Annotated in this window: 12 protein-coding genes; 1 reads left to right on the forward strand and 11 read right to left on the reverse strand. The window is 37.3% G+C overall.

Annotation, left to right across the window (positions count from 1 at the left end; genetic code table 11):
• Nucleotides 1-24: 24 nt before the first annotated feature.
• The 8 genes from CLOCL_RS13870 to CLOCL_RS13905 form a co-directional block, all read right to left on the reverse strand.
• The gene (locus CLOCL_RS13870) at nucleotides 25-645 is read right to left on the reverse strand and encodes a hypothetical protein (protein WP_014255932.1); all 621 of its coding nucleotides are present in this window, start codon (nucleotides 643-645) and stop codon (nucleotides 25-27) included.
• A gap of 76 nt (nucleotides 646-721) precedes the next feature.
• Nucleotides 722-1,510, reverse strand: a complete 789-nt coding sequence (locus tag CLOCL_RS13875; RefSeq protein ID WP_014255933.1) for a tyrosine-protein phosphatase — start codon at nucleotides 1,508-1,510, stop codon at nucleotides 722-724.
• Between the two features lie 259 nt (nucleotides 1,511-1,769).
• A complete protein-coding gene (locus tag CLOCL_RS13880) occupies nucleotides 1,770-3,941 on the reverse strand; it encodes an S-layer homology domain-containing protein (protein ID WP_014255934.1) in 2,172 nt (723 codons plus the stop codon).
• Between the two features lie 388 nt (nucleotides 3,942-4,329).
• Nucleotides 4,330-4,674, reverse strand: a complete 345-nt coding sequence (locus CLOCL_RS13885) for a histidine triad nucleotide-binding protein (RefSeq protein ID WP_014255935.1) — start codon at nucleotides 4,672-4,674, stop codon at nucleotides 4,330-4,332.
• A gap of 162 nt (nucleotides 4,675-4,836) precedes the next feature.
• Nucleotides 4,837-7,476, reverse strand: coding sequence for an alanine--tRNA ligase (gene alaS / locus CLOCL_RS13890; RefSeq protein WP_014255936.1), 2,640 nt, complete (start codon nucleotides 7,474-7,476; stop codon nucleotides 4,837-4,839).
• Nucleotides 7,477-7,618: 142 nt separating this feature from the next.
• Nucleotides 7,619-8,668, reverse strand: coding sequence for an AI-2E family transporter (locus tag CLOCL_RS13895; RefSeq protein WP_014255937.1), 1,050 nt, complete (start codon nucleotides 8,666-8,668; stop codon nucleotides 7,619-7,621).
• Nucleotides 8,669-8,822: 154 nt separating this feature from the next.
• Nucleotides 8,823-9,005, reverse strand: coding sequence for a hypothetical protein (locus CLOCL_RS13900; RefSeq protein WP_014255938.1), 183 nt, complete (start codon nucleotides 9,003-9,005; stop codon nucleotides 8,823-8,825).
• Between the two features lie 48 nt (nucleotides 9,006-9,053).
• Entirely contained in the window at nucleotides 9,054-9,593 is a 540-nt protein-coding gene (locus CLOCL_RS13905; protein WP_014255939.1) for a PRC-barrel domain-containing protein, read from the reverse strand.
• Nucleotides 9,594-9,947: 354 nt separating this feature from the next.
• Here CLOCL_RS13905 and CLOCL_RS13910 point away from each other — a divergent pair, with 354 nt between their 5' ends.
• Nucleotides 9,948-11,306 (forward strand): DUF1015 domain-containing protein, encoded by a 1,359-nt coding sequence (locus CLOCL_RS13910; protein ID WP_014255940.1) that lies wholly within the window; start codon nucleotides 9,948-9,950, stop codon nucleotides 11,304-11,306.
• Between the two features lie 80 nt (nucleotides 11,307-11,386).
• Here the strand turns inward: CLOCL_RS13910 and CLOCL_RS13915 are convergent, their stop codons facing one another.
• The 3 genes from CLOCL_RS13915 to CLOCL_RS13925 form a co-directional block, all read right to left on the reverse strand.
• Complete coding sequence (locus tag CLOCL_RS13915; protein WP_014255941.1) at nucleotides 11,387-12,985, reverse strand: anti-sigma-I factor RsgI family protein; 1,599 nt, start codon at nucleotides 12,983-12,985, stop codon at nucleotides 11,387-11,389.
• A complete protein-coding gene (gene sigI / locus CLOCL_RS13920) occupies nucleotides 12,960-13,742 on the reverse strand; it encodes an RNA polymerase sigma-I factor (RefSeq protein WP_014255942.1) in 783 nt (260 codons plus the stop codon). Before sigI ends, CLOCL_RS13915 begins: the two co-directional genes overlap by 26 nt.
• Before the next feature lie 194 nt (nucleotides 13,743-13,936).
• Nucleotides 13,937-16,297 carry a tetratricopeptide repeat protein gene (locus CLOCL_RS13925; RefSeq protein ID WP_014255943.1) on the reverse strand — a complete coding sequence of 787 codons (2,361 nt, stop codon included), beginning with the start codon at nucleotides 16,295-16,297 and terminating at the stop codon, nucleotides 13,937-13,939.
• Nucleotides 16,298-16,302: the final 5 nt, after the last annotated feature.

Consider the following 16,302-nt stretch of genomic DNA (forward strand, 5'->3'; position numbering starts at 1 on the left):
TCCAATTCCCCTTTTTAAAATTTATTAAATTTCAGATAATAAATAAGAATATTTATAGAAAAGCTCTTTTGCACGCTCATAATCTGCTGTCCCAAGAGTATTCCTTAAATAAGATTTCAGCTTTGTCATTCCTTCATCATCAAGACCTTCATTCATAATGCTTTGTATGTACGCAATATTAAGCCTGGAATAAATTCTTCTAAAATCCCCCAAATCTTCGTCGTCAATTTCGTTTCTATGTTCGCGGATTTTTCTCTCTATCCAGTCCTCCGATTCTTTATTGGCTGTTGGCTCAGCATCTGGCTTCTTGTTATCTGGATTTGAAACCACCGGATTCGGTGATGATATTTTATAGTCATCCTTTGTATTTTTATCTTCATTTTTCTGTATTATATCCGGACTCGGAGTCCCAAGTACAATATCGGATTTATATCTTGGAGTTGTCGAAACTAAAGGTACAACATCATCCGGACTGACAGTCTTAATACCGCCAGCCGCTGTAGTCTGCGTTTTAATGTCGGGTGTTGTACTTCTCGCTGTATTCCTTGTAGAACTATTTTTATCTGCATTCATAAGAATGGGTGTCATAACACCTGCACCCATGGTTAACAATAAAGCAAGAATAACAACAATCCCTTTCTTCATAATTTACTCCTTTTTACATACAAGACAATATTAATATATTTACATTTTCTTGTCAATTCTTCCGATTCACTTTTACTTACATTTTTAGACTAAATCTTCTAAATATGTTTATTATAGCCAACCGTTTTCTTACTTCACTCATAGCCAGAACATCTTCATTTTCAAGCACTCTCTGCGGATTTGCGTACATAATTCTTTCGGCATTTTCAATTCCACAGATATCGGAAATTTTTTTCTCAATCGATTTCTTATCGGATAAAATTTTATTTAAATTGTGGGAATCGGTAGCCACCAAATGTACCATTCCTTCTTTCAACAAACGGTATGCTGCCTTTTTCGCCCTTTTGCCGTAAAAACCCAGAATACTTTCCGAGTTAATTTGCAACAAAACACCCTTATCCACCAGTTCATCAAGCAGTTTACTTTCTCTGTAATCCGGACAGTAACGCTCAGGGTGGGCAATAATGGGCGTATAACCTTCCAGCTGCATAGCAAATAAAAGGTCTGTCATATACTTCGGTATTATTTCAAAGGGAAACTCAATAAGTATGTACCGGGAATCATTTAAAGGAAGAATCTCTTTGTTTTTTATCTTTTCGACAGTATCATGGGAAGCGTAAACTTCCATACCTGCATACAACTTAATCTTTAAATTCTCTTTTTCTATCTCTTTCCGGAGAATTTCCACCTTTTCTCTTATTTCTTCACAGGTTGGAACATAATCTTCTCCACTGATATAATGGGGAGTGGCTATAATCTTTTCAACACCTTTTTTCTCAAGTTCCCTTATCAATTCCATGGACTGTTCCAAATTCTCCGGTCCGTCATCTAGCCCATAAAGTACATGACAATGAATATCAATCATCAAAAAAACCCCTATTAAGCCTCAATCTAGTATTTGGTTATATTATAATTATACTGTTTGTACAAAAAAATTGCAAAGAATAAATGCTATAAAAAGTATATTTATTTGAATGGAGAAAACAATAAAAAGGTAGTAATTTAGTCTTAAAAAAGCATTTTAATAAACATTAGGCAACCGGCTTTACCGCCAGCTGCCTAATTTATATTGGCATTTTCAGCTTTATATCGCTATATTCCTATTGACTGCTTGACTGTACAGCTTATTCAGCTGCCTTTTCTTCCAATGCTTTTATGCAATTTACTATAACTGTGGCAACTTCCGCTCTTGTCACATTCTTCTTAGGTCTGAAGGTGTTGTCGGGATAACCTGCAACAATTTTCGTTTCCACAGCTTTAGCCACATATCCTATGGACCAGTTTCCTATATCTGCCTTGTCTGTAAAGGCAACTTCAGGATTTTGTACAGGTTCATACTTGTATGCCTTCATTACCATTACAACCATTTCTTCTCTTGTCAATTTGTTGGATGGTCTGAAGGTATTGTCCTCATAACCGACAATTATGTTATTATCCACTGCAGCCTGGATATATCCTGCAGCCCATTCACCAATTTCATCTTTGTCCTTAAATTTAAGTTCAGGATTTTCAACCGGAACAAGTCCTATAGCCCTTACTATTATTACAGCCATTTCAGCTCTTGTAATTTCAAGATCAGGTTTTATTGTGCCATCAGGATATCCGGTCAACACTTTCTTATCGGCAAGTTCAAGTATGTTCTCCTTAGCCCAATGGTTATCGGTTAAATCCTTGAACGGATTGGCTGCCGGCACACTGGTTGGAACAGGCTCAGTTGCAACCGGTGTACTGGTTGGCAACGGTGTATTGGTTGGAGTAACAACAGGTGTATCACTGCTGCCGCTGCCTCCACCGGAACCACCTGAACCGCCGCTACCGCCGCTGCCGCCTGGTGTACCACTTGTCGGTGTCGGTGTCGGTTTTACATCGTTCGGATTCATCAATTTTCCGCTATATCCCAAACGTTCCTCATACAAGAATTTCTTAAAGTAATAAATCTCTTCATTGCTATGAGCATTTACCATAGCTTCAAATTCAGCTATATAATCATCAAAGGAGTTAATACCTCTAGCATTTAATGAACTCATTGACTTAATCAATGTATCAAGCATTGGCTTGAATGTACTGTAAACTTTTAATTTTGATACATCTATATCAATTTTATAGGGGTCATCTTTATCGTCAAAGATAAAATTACTTGTTGAGAGTCCTCTTAAAGTACCCATCATTTTAACAAACACAATAAATCCTTTTTCGTCATCATAGTCACCGGTCAGCAAGAAGTTGATTCTTTCGGTAATATTACTGAATTTGGATGTATCAAAGTTCTCACTTTCAATGTCCATTCCAATAAATTTTATTGCCAGCTTAATTGCAACTTTATTGTCGTCAGCATAGGAAGCAAAAGCTTTCAACGCTGCCTCAATATCTTCTTTTGGCATTGAACCCAATATCTTCTGAGCCTTTTCAATAGCTCCGTACAAGTCACCGGCAATCAATCTGTCCAAAACTTCTATCACGAACAGTTCTCTTTCAGCCTTGCTGAGAGATATCAGTTCAAGATAAAGTCTTTCGATAGGACTAATGCCCTGGTCGGTAGAAGGTTTTTTAAGGGTTCCGCTGTATCCTAAGCCTTCACTCTTTAAAAAGCGTTTGAAATTATAAATCTCTATATTTTCATAGGAATTTATTTCTTTTTCAACATAGTCAATAAAGTCATCAAAGGTATAAATTTTTCTGTTTTTAAGTGTCTGTATATGGCCTATAAGGCTGTCAAGCTGTTCTTTGAGCAAATTGCCTCCAACTTTTATCTGTAATTTATATTGGTCTGAAGGATCATCAAAGAAAGCATCTCTTCCTGTAAGCGCTTTAAGTCTTGTAAAGACGCTGACAAACAATCTTATACCTCTGTCATCATAGTAATCTCCTGTTACTTCATAGTTTATCATCTTCTGTATACGCCTGAAGCCGAAAACAGTATAGTCCTTTGCTTCAATTTTGTTCAATGAAAAAGTTTCAATCATCAGCAAAAACAGACTTTTGTATGTACCGGACTTACTGAAATAGCTGGCAAATGACTTGAGCGCTGCGGTAATATCATCATCGTTGAGTGATACTATCTTTTTTACCTTACCCACATATTCCTGATAATTGTCGGGTGTGACATCTTCAAGTATATCTACGAATTCGGATCTTGCATCATCGTCAAGTTCAATTACCTCAAGAATAAATTTCTGTACCGGGTCAAGGTTTGTACCAGCAGCATAGGATGTAGTAAACATCATTCCAAAAACCATTAACATAGTCAGCAGCAAACATATTAGCTTTCGTGAGAGTTTAGTCAGACTTCTGTTCACACATATTCCCCCTTAAACATCTTCAGAATATAAATAATACACTGATTTATTCAGTTAAAATAACAGCGCATTACATACAAAACAAATAAAACCTATAAAAAAACTGTAAGCCAACCAAAAGAAGCGGATTAGAAATGCCAAATCATATATGAAGCCATTTTAAAAAACAATCGGTTACTTAATAAGAATTCTGACTTCATGGGCTTAAAACCGAAAATCATACAATTTCTATCTCTAAAACAGCTAAAGCCCTAAAATTAGCAAATTTATATACAAATTAATATGCAAAATTTTCTATCAACCGTCAATATAATATTAGCATAGTTCAATAAGTATTTCAATAACGATTTGACATATATTTGCATTATATTTTTCGCATTTGTTTATACTATATTAAGCCCTGTCCAAGTTTTTTCCCTCCAATTAAATGATAGTGGAGGTGGAATACTGTCTGCCCTGCTTCCTCACCGCAATTGTTTATCAATCTGAATCCTTTTTCGTCTATTCCCAGCTTAACTGCAATGTTCTTTGCAGCCAAATGTATATCTTTCATGATATCAGCATTCTGCTCATCCAGTTCCATTACATTTTTTATATGAATTTTCGGAATAATCAGCACATGTACCGGCGCAACAGGATTTATATCGTTAAAAGCTATTACTTTGTCATCCTCATATACAATTGTAGAAGGCAATTCCTTTCTTGCAATTTTACAGAAAATGCAATTTTCCATATTAATCATCCTTTCCTATAATGTATTTTATACTTATGCTTTTGTTATTGCTTCTATAAATTGCAAGCCTCAGTATAGGAATTTACAAAAATACTTTTATAAATTCCTATACTTTTAAATTCTCATAAAGAGGCTTAATCTTCTTTTAATTAAGAACCAATTCTATTTCAATTGTGCTTCAACAACTTTGACCGAGTAATCCAGTGCCTCATCCAGTTTTGAAATATCCTTTCCTCCGGCCTGGGCCATATCCGGTCTTCCGCCACCGCCACCGCCGGCAATTTTTGCTACTTCTCTTATGATATTTCCCGAATGTATTCCCTTTGAAACAACATCTTTTGTGGCCATAACCACAAAGCTTACTTTTCCTTCATAACCGCTTCCTAACACTACCAATCCCGAACCCAGTTTATTTCGGATTGTGTCACCGGTATTTCTCAGTGCTTCCATGTCAAGCTGATCAAACCTTGCTTTAACCACCTTGACACCGTTTACATCTATTGCCTTTGAAAGAACTTCATCCAAAGAACTACTTACCAGTTTGCTGCGAAGCTGCTCTATTTCCTTTTGGGCGTTTTTCAACTCTGTCATAATGCTTTCTATTCTCTTTACACTATCCTGGGGTGATGTTTTCAAAGCTGTCGATATATCCGATATAAGTTTTTCCCTGTCATGCAAATAAGCCAATGCCGCTTCACCTGTCAGAGCTTCGATTCTTCTTACCCCTGCAGCAACTCCGCTTTCACTTACTATTTTAATAAATCCTGCCTGTGAAGTAGCCTTCAGGTGAGTACCGCCGCAAAACTCCATGCTGTAGTCCCCTATTTTTACAACTCTTACTATGCTTCCGTACTTCTCACCGAAAAGTGCGGTTGCACCAAGTCTCTTTGCCTCATCAATGGGAAGTTCCATAGTTTCAACCATAATGCTCTCTAAAATCTTGTCATTTACCTCTTTTTCAACCTTTGCAATTTCCTCCGGTGTCATGGCAGTAAAATGGGCAAAGTCAAATCTCAGGCGGTCGGGTTCTACCAATGAACCGGCCTGATGCACATGGTCACCCAATACATTTTTCAACGCTTTCTGTAAAAGATGGGTTGTGGTATGATTTCTTGCAATGGCCATCCTTCTCTTAGCGTCAATAGCTGCTTTGACAGAAGCACCAACTTTAACATTTCCTTTTTCCACCACACCATAGTGGAGATATTTTCCGTCTTCGGTTTTTTTACAGTCCTCAACTTTAATCTTTACTTCTTCGGACTCGATTACGCCTTTGTCACCGACCTGTCCACCGCTTTCGGCATAGAAAGGTGTCCTGTCAAGTATTAGTATTACTTCATCGCCCTCTGTTGCTGACTCTGTAACCTGGTCATTTTTTATGATATACATTACCTTAGCTTCTGCAGCATTTTCCGAATATCCCAAAAACTCTGTCTTTATATTTTTGTCCAAAGTGGAATAAATATCATCAGACCATGCAGATCCTTGTTTTTTGAGATAATCCTCCTTTGCTATCTTTCTGTGTTTTTCCATCTCTTCCCTAAAGCCTTCTTCATCGACAGAAAGACCACTTTCTTCGGCTATTTCCCGGGTAAGATCTATGGGGAATCCATAGGTTCCATGCAGTTCAAAGGCCATTTCACCGGTTATTGTTTTGCTGTTCTTGGCCTTAGTCTCTTCAATATATTTACTTAATATGATAAGTCCCTGGTCAATGGTTAACTCAAACTTTTCTTCTTCATTTTTTATTACATCCTGTATATATTTTCTTTTCTCTTCAAGTTCAGGATATGCTTCTTTCGATTCATTTATTACGACCATGGCAATATCGTAAAGGAAAGGTTTGTTGATTCCCAATAATTTTCCGTGCCTTGCAGCTCTTCTAAGAAGCCTTCTCAATACATATCCTCTTCCCTCATTGGAAGGTATTACACCATCGGAAACCATCATGGTGGTACTTCTGATATGGTCTGTTATTACCCTTATGGAAATATCTTTTTTCTCCGACTCATGATATTTTACGCCGGCTGTCTTGCACACATAGTCCAGTACATTTCTTACGGTATCAACCTCAAAGAGGTTGTCCACATCCTGCATAATACAAGCTAATCTTTCCAGACCCATTCCGGTATCTATGTTGGGGTTGGGAAGCCTTGTGTAATTTCCGTCTTCATCTTTGTTAAACTGGGTGAAAACAAGGTTCCAGAATTCTATAAAGCGGTCGCAGTCACAGCCCACTTTACAGTCAGGCTTTCCGCAGCCTTTTTCCACTCCACGGTCAAAATAGATTTCGGAACATGGTCCGCAAGGCCCTGTACCGTGTTCCCAGAAATTATCCTTCTTGCCCATCCTTACTATTCTTTCGGCCGGAACACCCACATCCTTGTTCCATATTTCAAAGGCTTCGTCGTCTTCCTCGTAAATGCTGACCCAAAGCCTGTCCACAGGCATTTTCAGTTCCTGGGTTACAAATTCCCAAGCCCATGGAATAGCCTCTTTTTTGAAATAATCCCCAAAGGAGAAGTTACCCAGCATTTCAAAAAATGTGCCATGTCTTGCAGTCTTACCCACGTTTTCAATGTCGGGTGTCCTTATACATTTCTGGCATGTGGTCACCCTTCTTCTGGGCGGTTCTTCCTTGCCGGTAAAGTACGGTTTCAAAGGTGCCATTCCTGAATTTATCAACAGAAGGCTCGGGTCATTTTGCGGAATAAGCGAAAAGCTTGGAAGTCTCAAGTGCCCTTTGCCTTCAAAGAATTTAAGATATCTCTCTCTTAATTCATTTAACCCCAATTTCTGCATCTTCCTCTTCCTCTCCTATAACTATATAAAATAAAAGCTCTCTCCCAGATTTAAAAAAGACGGGCGAGAGTTCCCTTTCAAGTTCTTTCACTTATTAGTAAAATTATATAAAAGTATTTTTTCAGTGTCAAGGATTTTGAGGTTATACTATGGCTTCAATGGTACGTTTGCCTATGATCTTTATAATTGCGGCTATGGGCACTGAAATGAGCATTCCTATTATTCCAAAAAATTCACCGCCGATAAGAACTGCCAGTATTGTAGTAACAGGATGAAGGCCAAGTCTTCCCTCTATAATCTTTGGTGAAATAAAACCGTTGTCCAGCTGCTGTACAATGATAAAGGCAACCACAGTCCATAAAGCTTTTGCCGGCGATTCAATCAGTGCAATGGCAACCGCCGGAATGGCACCTATAAAAGGCCCGAAATAAGGAATTATATTGGCAATTCCTCCTATCATTCCTAAAATTAAAGGATATTTCACTCCCACCAAAATCAGGGCTATGGTTTCCAAAATACCGATAATCAGGGCTGTCAGCAACTGTCCCTGAATAAATCTCGACAAAACACCGTTAATCTCCCGGAAGGTAACGATTACCCAGCTTCTCCAGCTTCTTGGAACCAGAGATAAGGAAACGTTCTTGAAATATTCTGCATCCTTTAAAATATAATAGGCGATAACCATTGCAAGTATCAGGTCAAAAAATGTACTCACTGTCTTTGCAAGGCCGGCAAGGGTATTCCTCAGAGCATCCTTAACCATATTTTCAACTATTGCAACCCCATTGTTCAGTTCCCGGAAAATAGCACTTTTAATGTCATCCGGCCATTTACTTGAAGATATTACTCTTACCACTCCGTTAAAATTATCGCTGAATTCCAAAGTAATGCCGGGCAGAATATTAATAAGTTCCCGGGTATTATTTATCATCTGGGGCACTATAAATATCATAAGCAACGTCAGCATAATCCCGAAAACCAAATATATCAGCATAATTGCCGTGGACCTTTTGATATTTTTTTCTTCCAGCTTTATTACCAACGGGTGCAGCATATATGAAATGATAATAGCCATTATAAAAGGCAGGAATATTTTTCCTATTTTCCCCCGGTATATGTAGAAAAATATAATAATACCTGTCAATAGCATTAACATTATCAAATAAAATATTGTTTTTCTTTTTCCAGGCATACTTATTATCCCTTCCCGGTTATATGTATGACAGTTTATTATCGGTATGTATTAAAGACTGGATTTCTCCAGTCTTTAAGAGGATTTGAAAGTATGTGCCTTTTCCCTTCGCGAATCGAAGAAAGAAAAGAATAGGGATATTCTAAAAAGAGTATTATCTAAGCCAATCCATAACATCTCCAATGATGGTTCCGGATTTCCTCATAAATTCCATACCTTTTCTTCTCATTCTTTTCCTTGTTCTATTGCTCATAATATCAGAGTTTATCGCCATTCCAACCGAAGCACCTATCATGCTCCCAATCAATATTCCTTTTGCAAAACCACTTCTTCTCATATTTTCACCTCTCTTTTGTTTATTGTGCTCATTTATACAATAAATATGTTATCTTTTTTTGTCTTTGATAATATTACTTATTCCACCACCTGTTTCCATTATTTCCTCTACGGCATCATTGCCCACCAATATAATCTCTTCTCCGAATTCAACCTTTCCGATTAAGGGAAGTACACTTCTTCCCTTTACAAGGTCGTGAATCAGTCCGTCAGAGATCTCAACCCCTTCAATACAGTTGTTTTTATAGTCGAATATCACGTCTTTGACTATTCCCACATCTTCACCTTTTTTTGAGATAACCCTTAATCCGATTACTTCTCCTTTTTCAGTAAATTCATGGCTGTTTTTGGTCTTTTTTAAATCTTTCAGACTGTCTTCATCTTTTATAATAACTGCATCTTTTCCTATATTAATTATGTCTTCGGTGTAAATAATTTTTTTATTGAATTCAAAGCTTTTGCACTCCAGCAAAAAAGCCAGAATTTTTTTCTTTTTAGGACAAAAAAATATATTTTTCACGTTTCCCACTTTTTTGCCGTTATTAAGACTGATTACCGGCAATCCCAGTACCTCACTATACTTTTGCACCGAACATCTCTCCGTTCGTATAAGCCCTTGTCCCTTCTTCTGCCCATTTTTTTAAAAAAGCAATTCGATTGCTATTAATTTATGTTTACAAGTATTATTTCTCGTATAATGTAAAAAAATACACAACTTTCGGTTTGACTAAAATTTCAAATTCAGATAAAATAAAAAAGTTGTCGTTTACTAAATTTAATACATATTGGCAATATGAAAAAGTTTATAATCGGCATTTTTAACTCATTCATTATTTGAATGCATAGTAATTATTAAATATGAAGTATTCGACAGTTTAAAGAATCAAATCAGTAAAAAATATTAATTTTTATATTTTATGTATTATGTGAGGCTGGTGTTATAATGGATAGTTTGAGTTATTTTGAAAAGATTGGCGTGAAAATACCTACTGTTTTGCTTCCCAAAAAGGACATTGACATGACCAAATGGTCGGTTATTGCATGTGACCAGTATACCTCTGAGCCGGAATACTGGGCCAAAGTGGAAAGTATAGTTGGAGACAGCCCTTCCGCACTTAAACTGACTTTTCCTGAAGTATATCTTGAAAGCGGAAACAGCGAAGAGAGAATTACCAAAATTAACAGCACCATGGAAAAATACATCAAAGAAAATATTCTCGAAGCCCATGGACCTTGTTTTATCTATGTAGACAGAAAGACTTCCCACACACCTTCAAGAAAAGGGTTAATAATAGCCATAGACCTGGAAAAATACGATTACTCGCCGGGATCTCAATCTTTGATACGGGCAACGGAAGGAACAGTAATTGAAAGACTTCCTCCCAGAATCAAAATTAGGGAAAAAGCTTCTTTAGAGCTTCCCCATGTCATGCTTCTGATTGATGACCCCGAAAAGACAGTTATTGAGCCGCTGGCTGAAAAAGCAGACTCCTTTGAAAAGGTGTATGATTTTGATTTGATGATGAATAGCGGCCACATTAAGGGCTACAAAATCGACGATGAAGAAACCATAGGCAGTATTCTCTCAGCCCTTGAAAAGCTAGCTGATCCCGATACCTTCCGCAAAAAGTATTCGGTCGGAACGGACAAGGACGTGCTGTTGTTCGCCGTGGGAGACGGCAATCATTCTCTTGCAACGGCTAAAGCCCATTGGGAACTCATAAAAAACAGCTGCCTGCCCCGGGAACTTGAGAGCCACCCTGCAAGGTATGCTCTGGTTGAAGTAGTTAATGTGCACGATTCCGGTCTTACTTTCGAGCCTATTCACAGGGTTGTATTCAATATAAATCCCGATGAGCTGTTAGACAGTATGGTAAGCTTTTATAAAGACGAAAATTGTTCCTATAGAAAGTTAAGCTCCATGGAGTCAATACTTAACGAGCTTCAGGCTTTAAATTCAAACAAGCACTCCCATGCAATAGGTTTTTGCACCAATGAAGGTTTTGGGATAATAGAAGTTGCCAATCCGTCCCGCAATCTTGAAGTTGGCACTCTTCAAGCATTCCTTGATGTATATATAAAGCATAACAATGATATTAAAGTCGACTATATACATGGTGAAGATGCAGTACTGAAGCTGGGTACCCAGAAGCAAAACATCGGTTTCTTCCTTCCGAAAATGAGTAAGCACGACCTGTTTAAAACGGTAATTCTTGACGGTGTGCTGCCGCGTAAGACCTTCTCTATGGGTGAAGCCGATGAAAAGAGATTTTATCTCGAGTGCAGGAAAATAACGAGATAACGAGATAATAAAAAAACGCCTATGTAAATTCTCTTGGGAGAGAAATTACATAGGCGTTAAAATTCTCCATCCATATTGTATTAATAGGGTTCCTTGCCCCAGACCAATTTATCCGATATATATCCTGTCACTTTTTGAGTCACTTTAAAATCATAAGCGTCTGGAATAAAGGAATAGTCATCGCTTTGGTCCATCCTATCCCATTTGGCATTGTTAAAAGCAGTCATAACATATGCATATTCGTCTTTCTTCAATACACCTCTGGTAAACGTTATTTCCATATACATATCCGAACCCGATACTTTATGGAAACTAATCTTCACCTCACTGTTGCTAAACTGTGTGCATCTGCTTTCATCTCTGGTACTCCGTATGCTGTAATGGTAAACTGCAGGTTCTAAATCCGCCCTTCCTTCTCTGGTGAAATAATATCTCACCTTTACATTTCTAAGGTCAATATCTTTTCCCGAAGTATTTATAATCTGAAAATCAGTGCTTATTATCTCAACCTTTGTATTCTTATGCTTGCTCAGCATTTTTATCTTCAGACTTCCTTCATCAACCGCCTCAACGCTTTTCGATTTTTCAGTCGGTTTAACCGTATTGTCCGGTTTAACTTTAGGTGTCGCAACAACCTTTTGGTCATTTGCGGGCAACTCATCCGGTTTTTCTACCGGATTTTGCGTCGGTTCGGTCTTTGGTTCCGTTGCTGGATTTATCGCCGGTATGATGTCGGGTTCCCGTGTGGGTTCCGGTATAGTCTGGGCTGCAGACGAAGTCACAGGCTTTTTCTGTTCCACGTTTTGATTGCTGTCTTTTCCCTTGTCTTCAGCTTTGCCTTCATTACTATCCACTTTTTTATCTTCAACTTTATCTTCATTTTTTAAATCAGCTGATGCCTCTTTGGCCATTACATCCTCTTTGTCATCTTTAGCATCTAATGCAGCCAACAGCTCAGATACCTTCTCTTCGTTCAAGTCTCCGGCAGATAAATTCATGCCCTTTTCCTTTGCTTTTTCCATAAGATAGTACTTACCCATGGAAATGTTATACTTCAATGCTTCTTTTCTGTCTTCAGGCGAAACTTTTATTACCATGCTTGTTATATTTTCTTTATTTTCAATGCTTAATTTTTTGTCAATGTTAAGGAGAAATTTATCCAGCTCCTCATTCTCTTCAGAATCTTTAGTAACACTGCCATCTACGGAAGCCGAAACCAGAACCACATTATTTTTCTTTGGAACTATATAACCATACTTTTCGCATTTATCCAGAAAGTCGTTTATAACACTGTAGGCATCCTTTCCTTTCGCATCAAGTTCTTTTGCAATTTTCTTTGCATCGTTGTTCAGTGCTTTAGCCTTTAACACTTCAAAATCCCTGTCAACTACAAATTCGATACTTGGATTTATATCAACATCAATGTATCCGTATATTTCACCATAAAACAAAACTTTAAAATGTAAAAAAGTCAGAAGAAATACCGCTGCAATACTTGCTGCAATTGAAGCATATCTATTCATCGGTCTTACGTTTTTTCTGACATCCTTAATATTAAATTTAACCTGCTGACCTAAGTACATATCTCTTCTTCTCTTTATTACCAAAAACTCACAATCCGGTGTCAGCACAACCGCCTTGTTTTTGTGAATTTCATAGACTATCCCCAATTTCATCATGCCGTCTACCCCCTTCTTCGGTATACTGCAAGTATTTCTGCGAGATTTGCAGCCCTCCCCTTATTATCAAACACATTGCAATAATATATTTTCTATTGTTTCCTATTGTCTTATTATGTACTTTAATCTGTTTCTTAAGCTCATTTCTGGGAATGTTTTTGTTTCTCTCTAGTTTTTCATATAATTCATCATTTTCTGCCAGAACTCTCGCTATCTTTATACACATCCTTCTGGAATCTTTATGCTTAGGAATACTCCTTGTAAGATCCATCAGGCTGATATTAAACTCTTTAAGCTTATTGCTAAAATCAATAATTGCCTCCCTGGATTCAATATCCTCTATGTTAAAATATGATGAGTTCACATAGGGCTCTTCATTAAAATCGTATTCTTCCTCAAAATATGAAAAAGGATATTCCTTTTGTCTGCTGCTTTTTCTTGAATAGTCAATGAGTCTCCGCTTTATAACCTGTTCGGAAAACAAAAAGAAGTTATAGTTTTTGCAAAAATCATAGCTGTCAATGGACTCATTGAAAGCAGACAAAGCAATGCTATATTCATCACTATTTTTTACGTCAATAAACTTCCCCACTGTTTTGGAAGTTACTTTCAATATAAACGGTATATAGCTTGAAATAAATTCGTTTCTTAAGACCTCGTCCCCACATTTTATTTTTTTCAAGGTGTTATAAAATGTATCATCAGTCCGATCGTTACTGTTTTTCCCCTCAGGTCTAAAGATATTCCGGACATTCAACCAAATCAAGCTCCCTTCATGGATACTAATTCGACAACAAATCACATTTTAGTGCACATCTTTTTATATTATAAACTTATATAATAATTTATGGAATAAATAAAAAAGACCCTAAACAAGCAGAGTCTATTTAATTTAGTTGTTCAAAAGTTGTCCATTTTTATCGACCCACTGTAAAATATATAAAATTATCTTTAATTTTTATTTTTTACACCGAACTGTCCCGGCGGAACACCTTCATATTTCTTAAATATACGTATAAAAGTATTGATACTGTTACATCCCACCAGCTTTGCAACAGTTCCCATTTTCATTTTGCCTTTTAGCAAATACTCTTTTGCTTTTTTAACTCTGTAAAAATTCAAATAGTCTTTAAAATTTTCCCCGGTGTAATGCTTAAACATTGTGCTCAAATAGCAGGGAGACATATTGAAATAATCGGCCATATCGGTAAGGGATATATCCTTGCTGTAATTTTCCTTTATATAGTTTATCATTTTTTCTGCCATTTCATTATCTATCTCGTCATTGCTTTCTCCTATTGCAAAATTAATTGCCTCATCAAAATTCATTAAATTTCCTTCAACCCACGCAGATTCAAAAGTTTCCCTGTTCATCTTTTCCTGAATTCTTTTGTGCCGTATGTAAATTTGCGAGAAGTCATTCTTAGCTGTAAATTTCCCCGAAAGCTCGGACAGCTTGTCGGCAGCACCCATTAGCTTGGCTGCTCTTGCCATTTCCTCTTCATAATATGAAATTTCCGCAAGGGCTTCAAAAACAGTCATGGCATATAGCCAGTTGGTTTGAGAATTGTCCCTGAATATTTTCAAACCTTTTATATACATCTCCTTTGCAGTATCATAATTGCTTCTCTCAAGTTCCATCTCAGCAATACTAAGATACAGCCACATGATCTCCGTTTTGTCGCCGCATTTCTCAAACACATTAAGACTCTCATTAAACAGCTTGTTTGCTCTTTCATAATCCCTTTCATACCGGAAAAGCTGTGCAAGGTCTTTCAGTACCCGTGCAAGCAACGGTTTACAGTTCAACTCATGAAGCAGCTTCAAATTTCTTTCATAAAGATTTCTTGCATAAGAATAATCTTTTTGCCGGATGGATATCTCGGCTATATTTATCAAGGCAATGGAGAGGTTGTCTTCATCTTCTGTATAATTGGATTTTTTGAGGTAATCGTAAAACAATTTCAGAGCCTGTGCCAACTCGCCTTTGCCTTTCGCTATCATTCCCAATCTTATAAGGGATCCGGAAATACCGGACTCGTCCTTTAACTTTCTGCATATCTCAAGACTCTCCACCAAAAGCATTTCTGCTTTGTCGTATTCTCCCTGGTAGTAATATACCATCCCCAAATACTGGAGTATACGGGTTAAACCGGCTTTATCATTCAAAAGCCTGTAAATGTCGAGACTCTCCTGAAGCAGTACCGATACTTTCCTCAAGTCCCCCTGAGTACTGATAGCCAAAGCTTTCAGGTAGAATACCTCAGCTTCCCCTTCCTTGTCTATAGTTTTTCTAAAGAGTTCCAAGCCTTCATCCAATACAGCAATAACCTTCTCATAATCACCCTCAATATCTGTCAGTCTTCCAAACCATATATGCAATTTTACATTTTCCAATTTCGGGACCGCTTCCTGTCTCTTAATTATCTCCTTCAATCTCGTCAGACTTTCATTCCAGGATTTCCATGTATTCCAAATTTGCCCCATGCCGCACGCCATTTTCAATTCACTTTCAAAACTTCCCGTCATGGAAACATCGGTCTTATCTTTTAACAGCTCATAATGCTCTTCTTTAACATCACTTGAAAACAAGTCATCAAAATTTCCCGCAACTGTCCAATTATTGTCGGGGCCATATATCAAAAAGCCGTTTTTTATAAGGCAGCTTACATTTTCCTGCAAAAGCTTGGGCAAACCCTTTGTCTCTTTATATAGCCATTTTAAAAATGCTGCCGGTGCCTCATCCCAGTTTAATACATTTTTAATCCACATCTGGATGCCTTTAGGTGACAATGGATTAATACATACCGTTTCACACAGCTCAATATCAAGATAGTCCAGACTGAACACTTTCTCAGGCTCAATTGAATAAACCAGACCTAAATTAACAGGAACATTGCATTTTAAAAAATTGCGCACAAAATTTAACTCTTCCTCACTCAAGCAAAGGACATTATCTATAATCAAAATAATCCCACTGTTATTGAAATTGTCATTTTGGGCAATATTCTTTTCAAAATCCCATATATCCACTTTTTCAGATGTAGCTGCTATTTGAAACTTTGATTCTTCCTCAGCATTGAGAAATCCCACTTCAAAACCGCATTCACCGGCTTTTTTGGCTATCTCGCTTAAAAAATGTGTCCTGCCGGCACCACAAATTCCGGACACCCTAAGTATTCCGCGTCCTTTTTTCAAAAGCTTTTCAAAAAAGCTTTGAACTTTCAAAAAAGCTTCATCTCTTTCAATTAAACAGGAAATATCAAGTTCCACAGGTTTGCTCCCAATTAACTTCATACAGGATTTATTCATTAGTG

It is taken from the genome of Acetivibrio clariflavus DSM 19732 (assembly GCF_000237085.1).
Taxonomy (GTDB): domain Bacteria; phylum Bacillota; class Clostridia; order Acetivibrionales; family Acetivibrionaceae; genus Acetivibrio; species Acetivibrio clariflavus.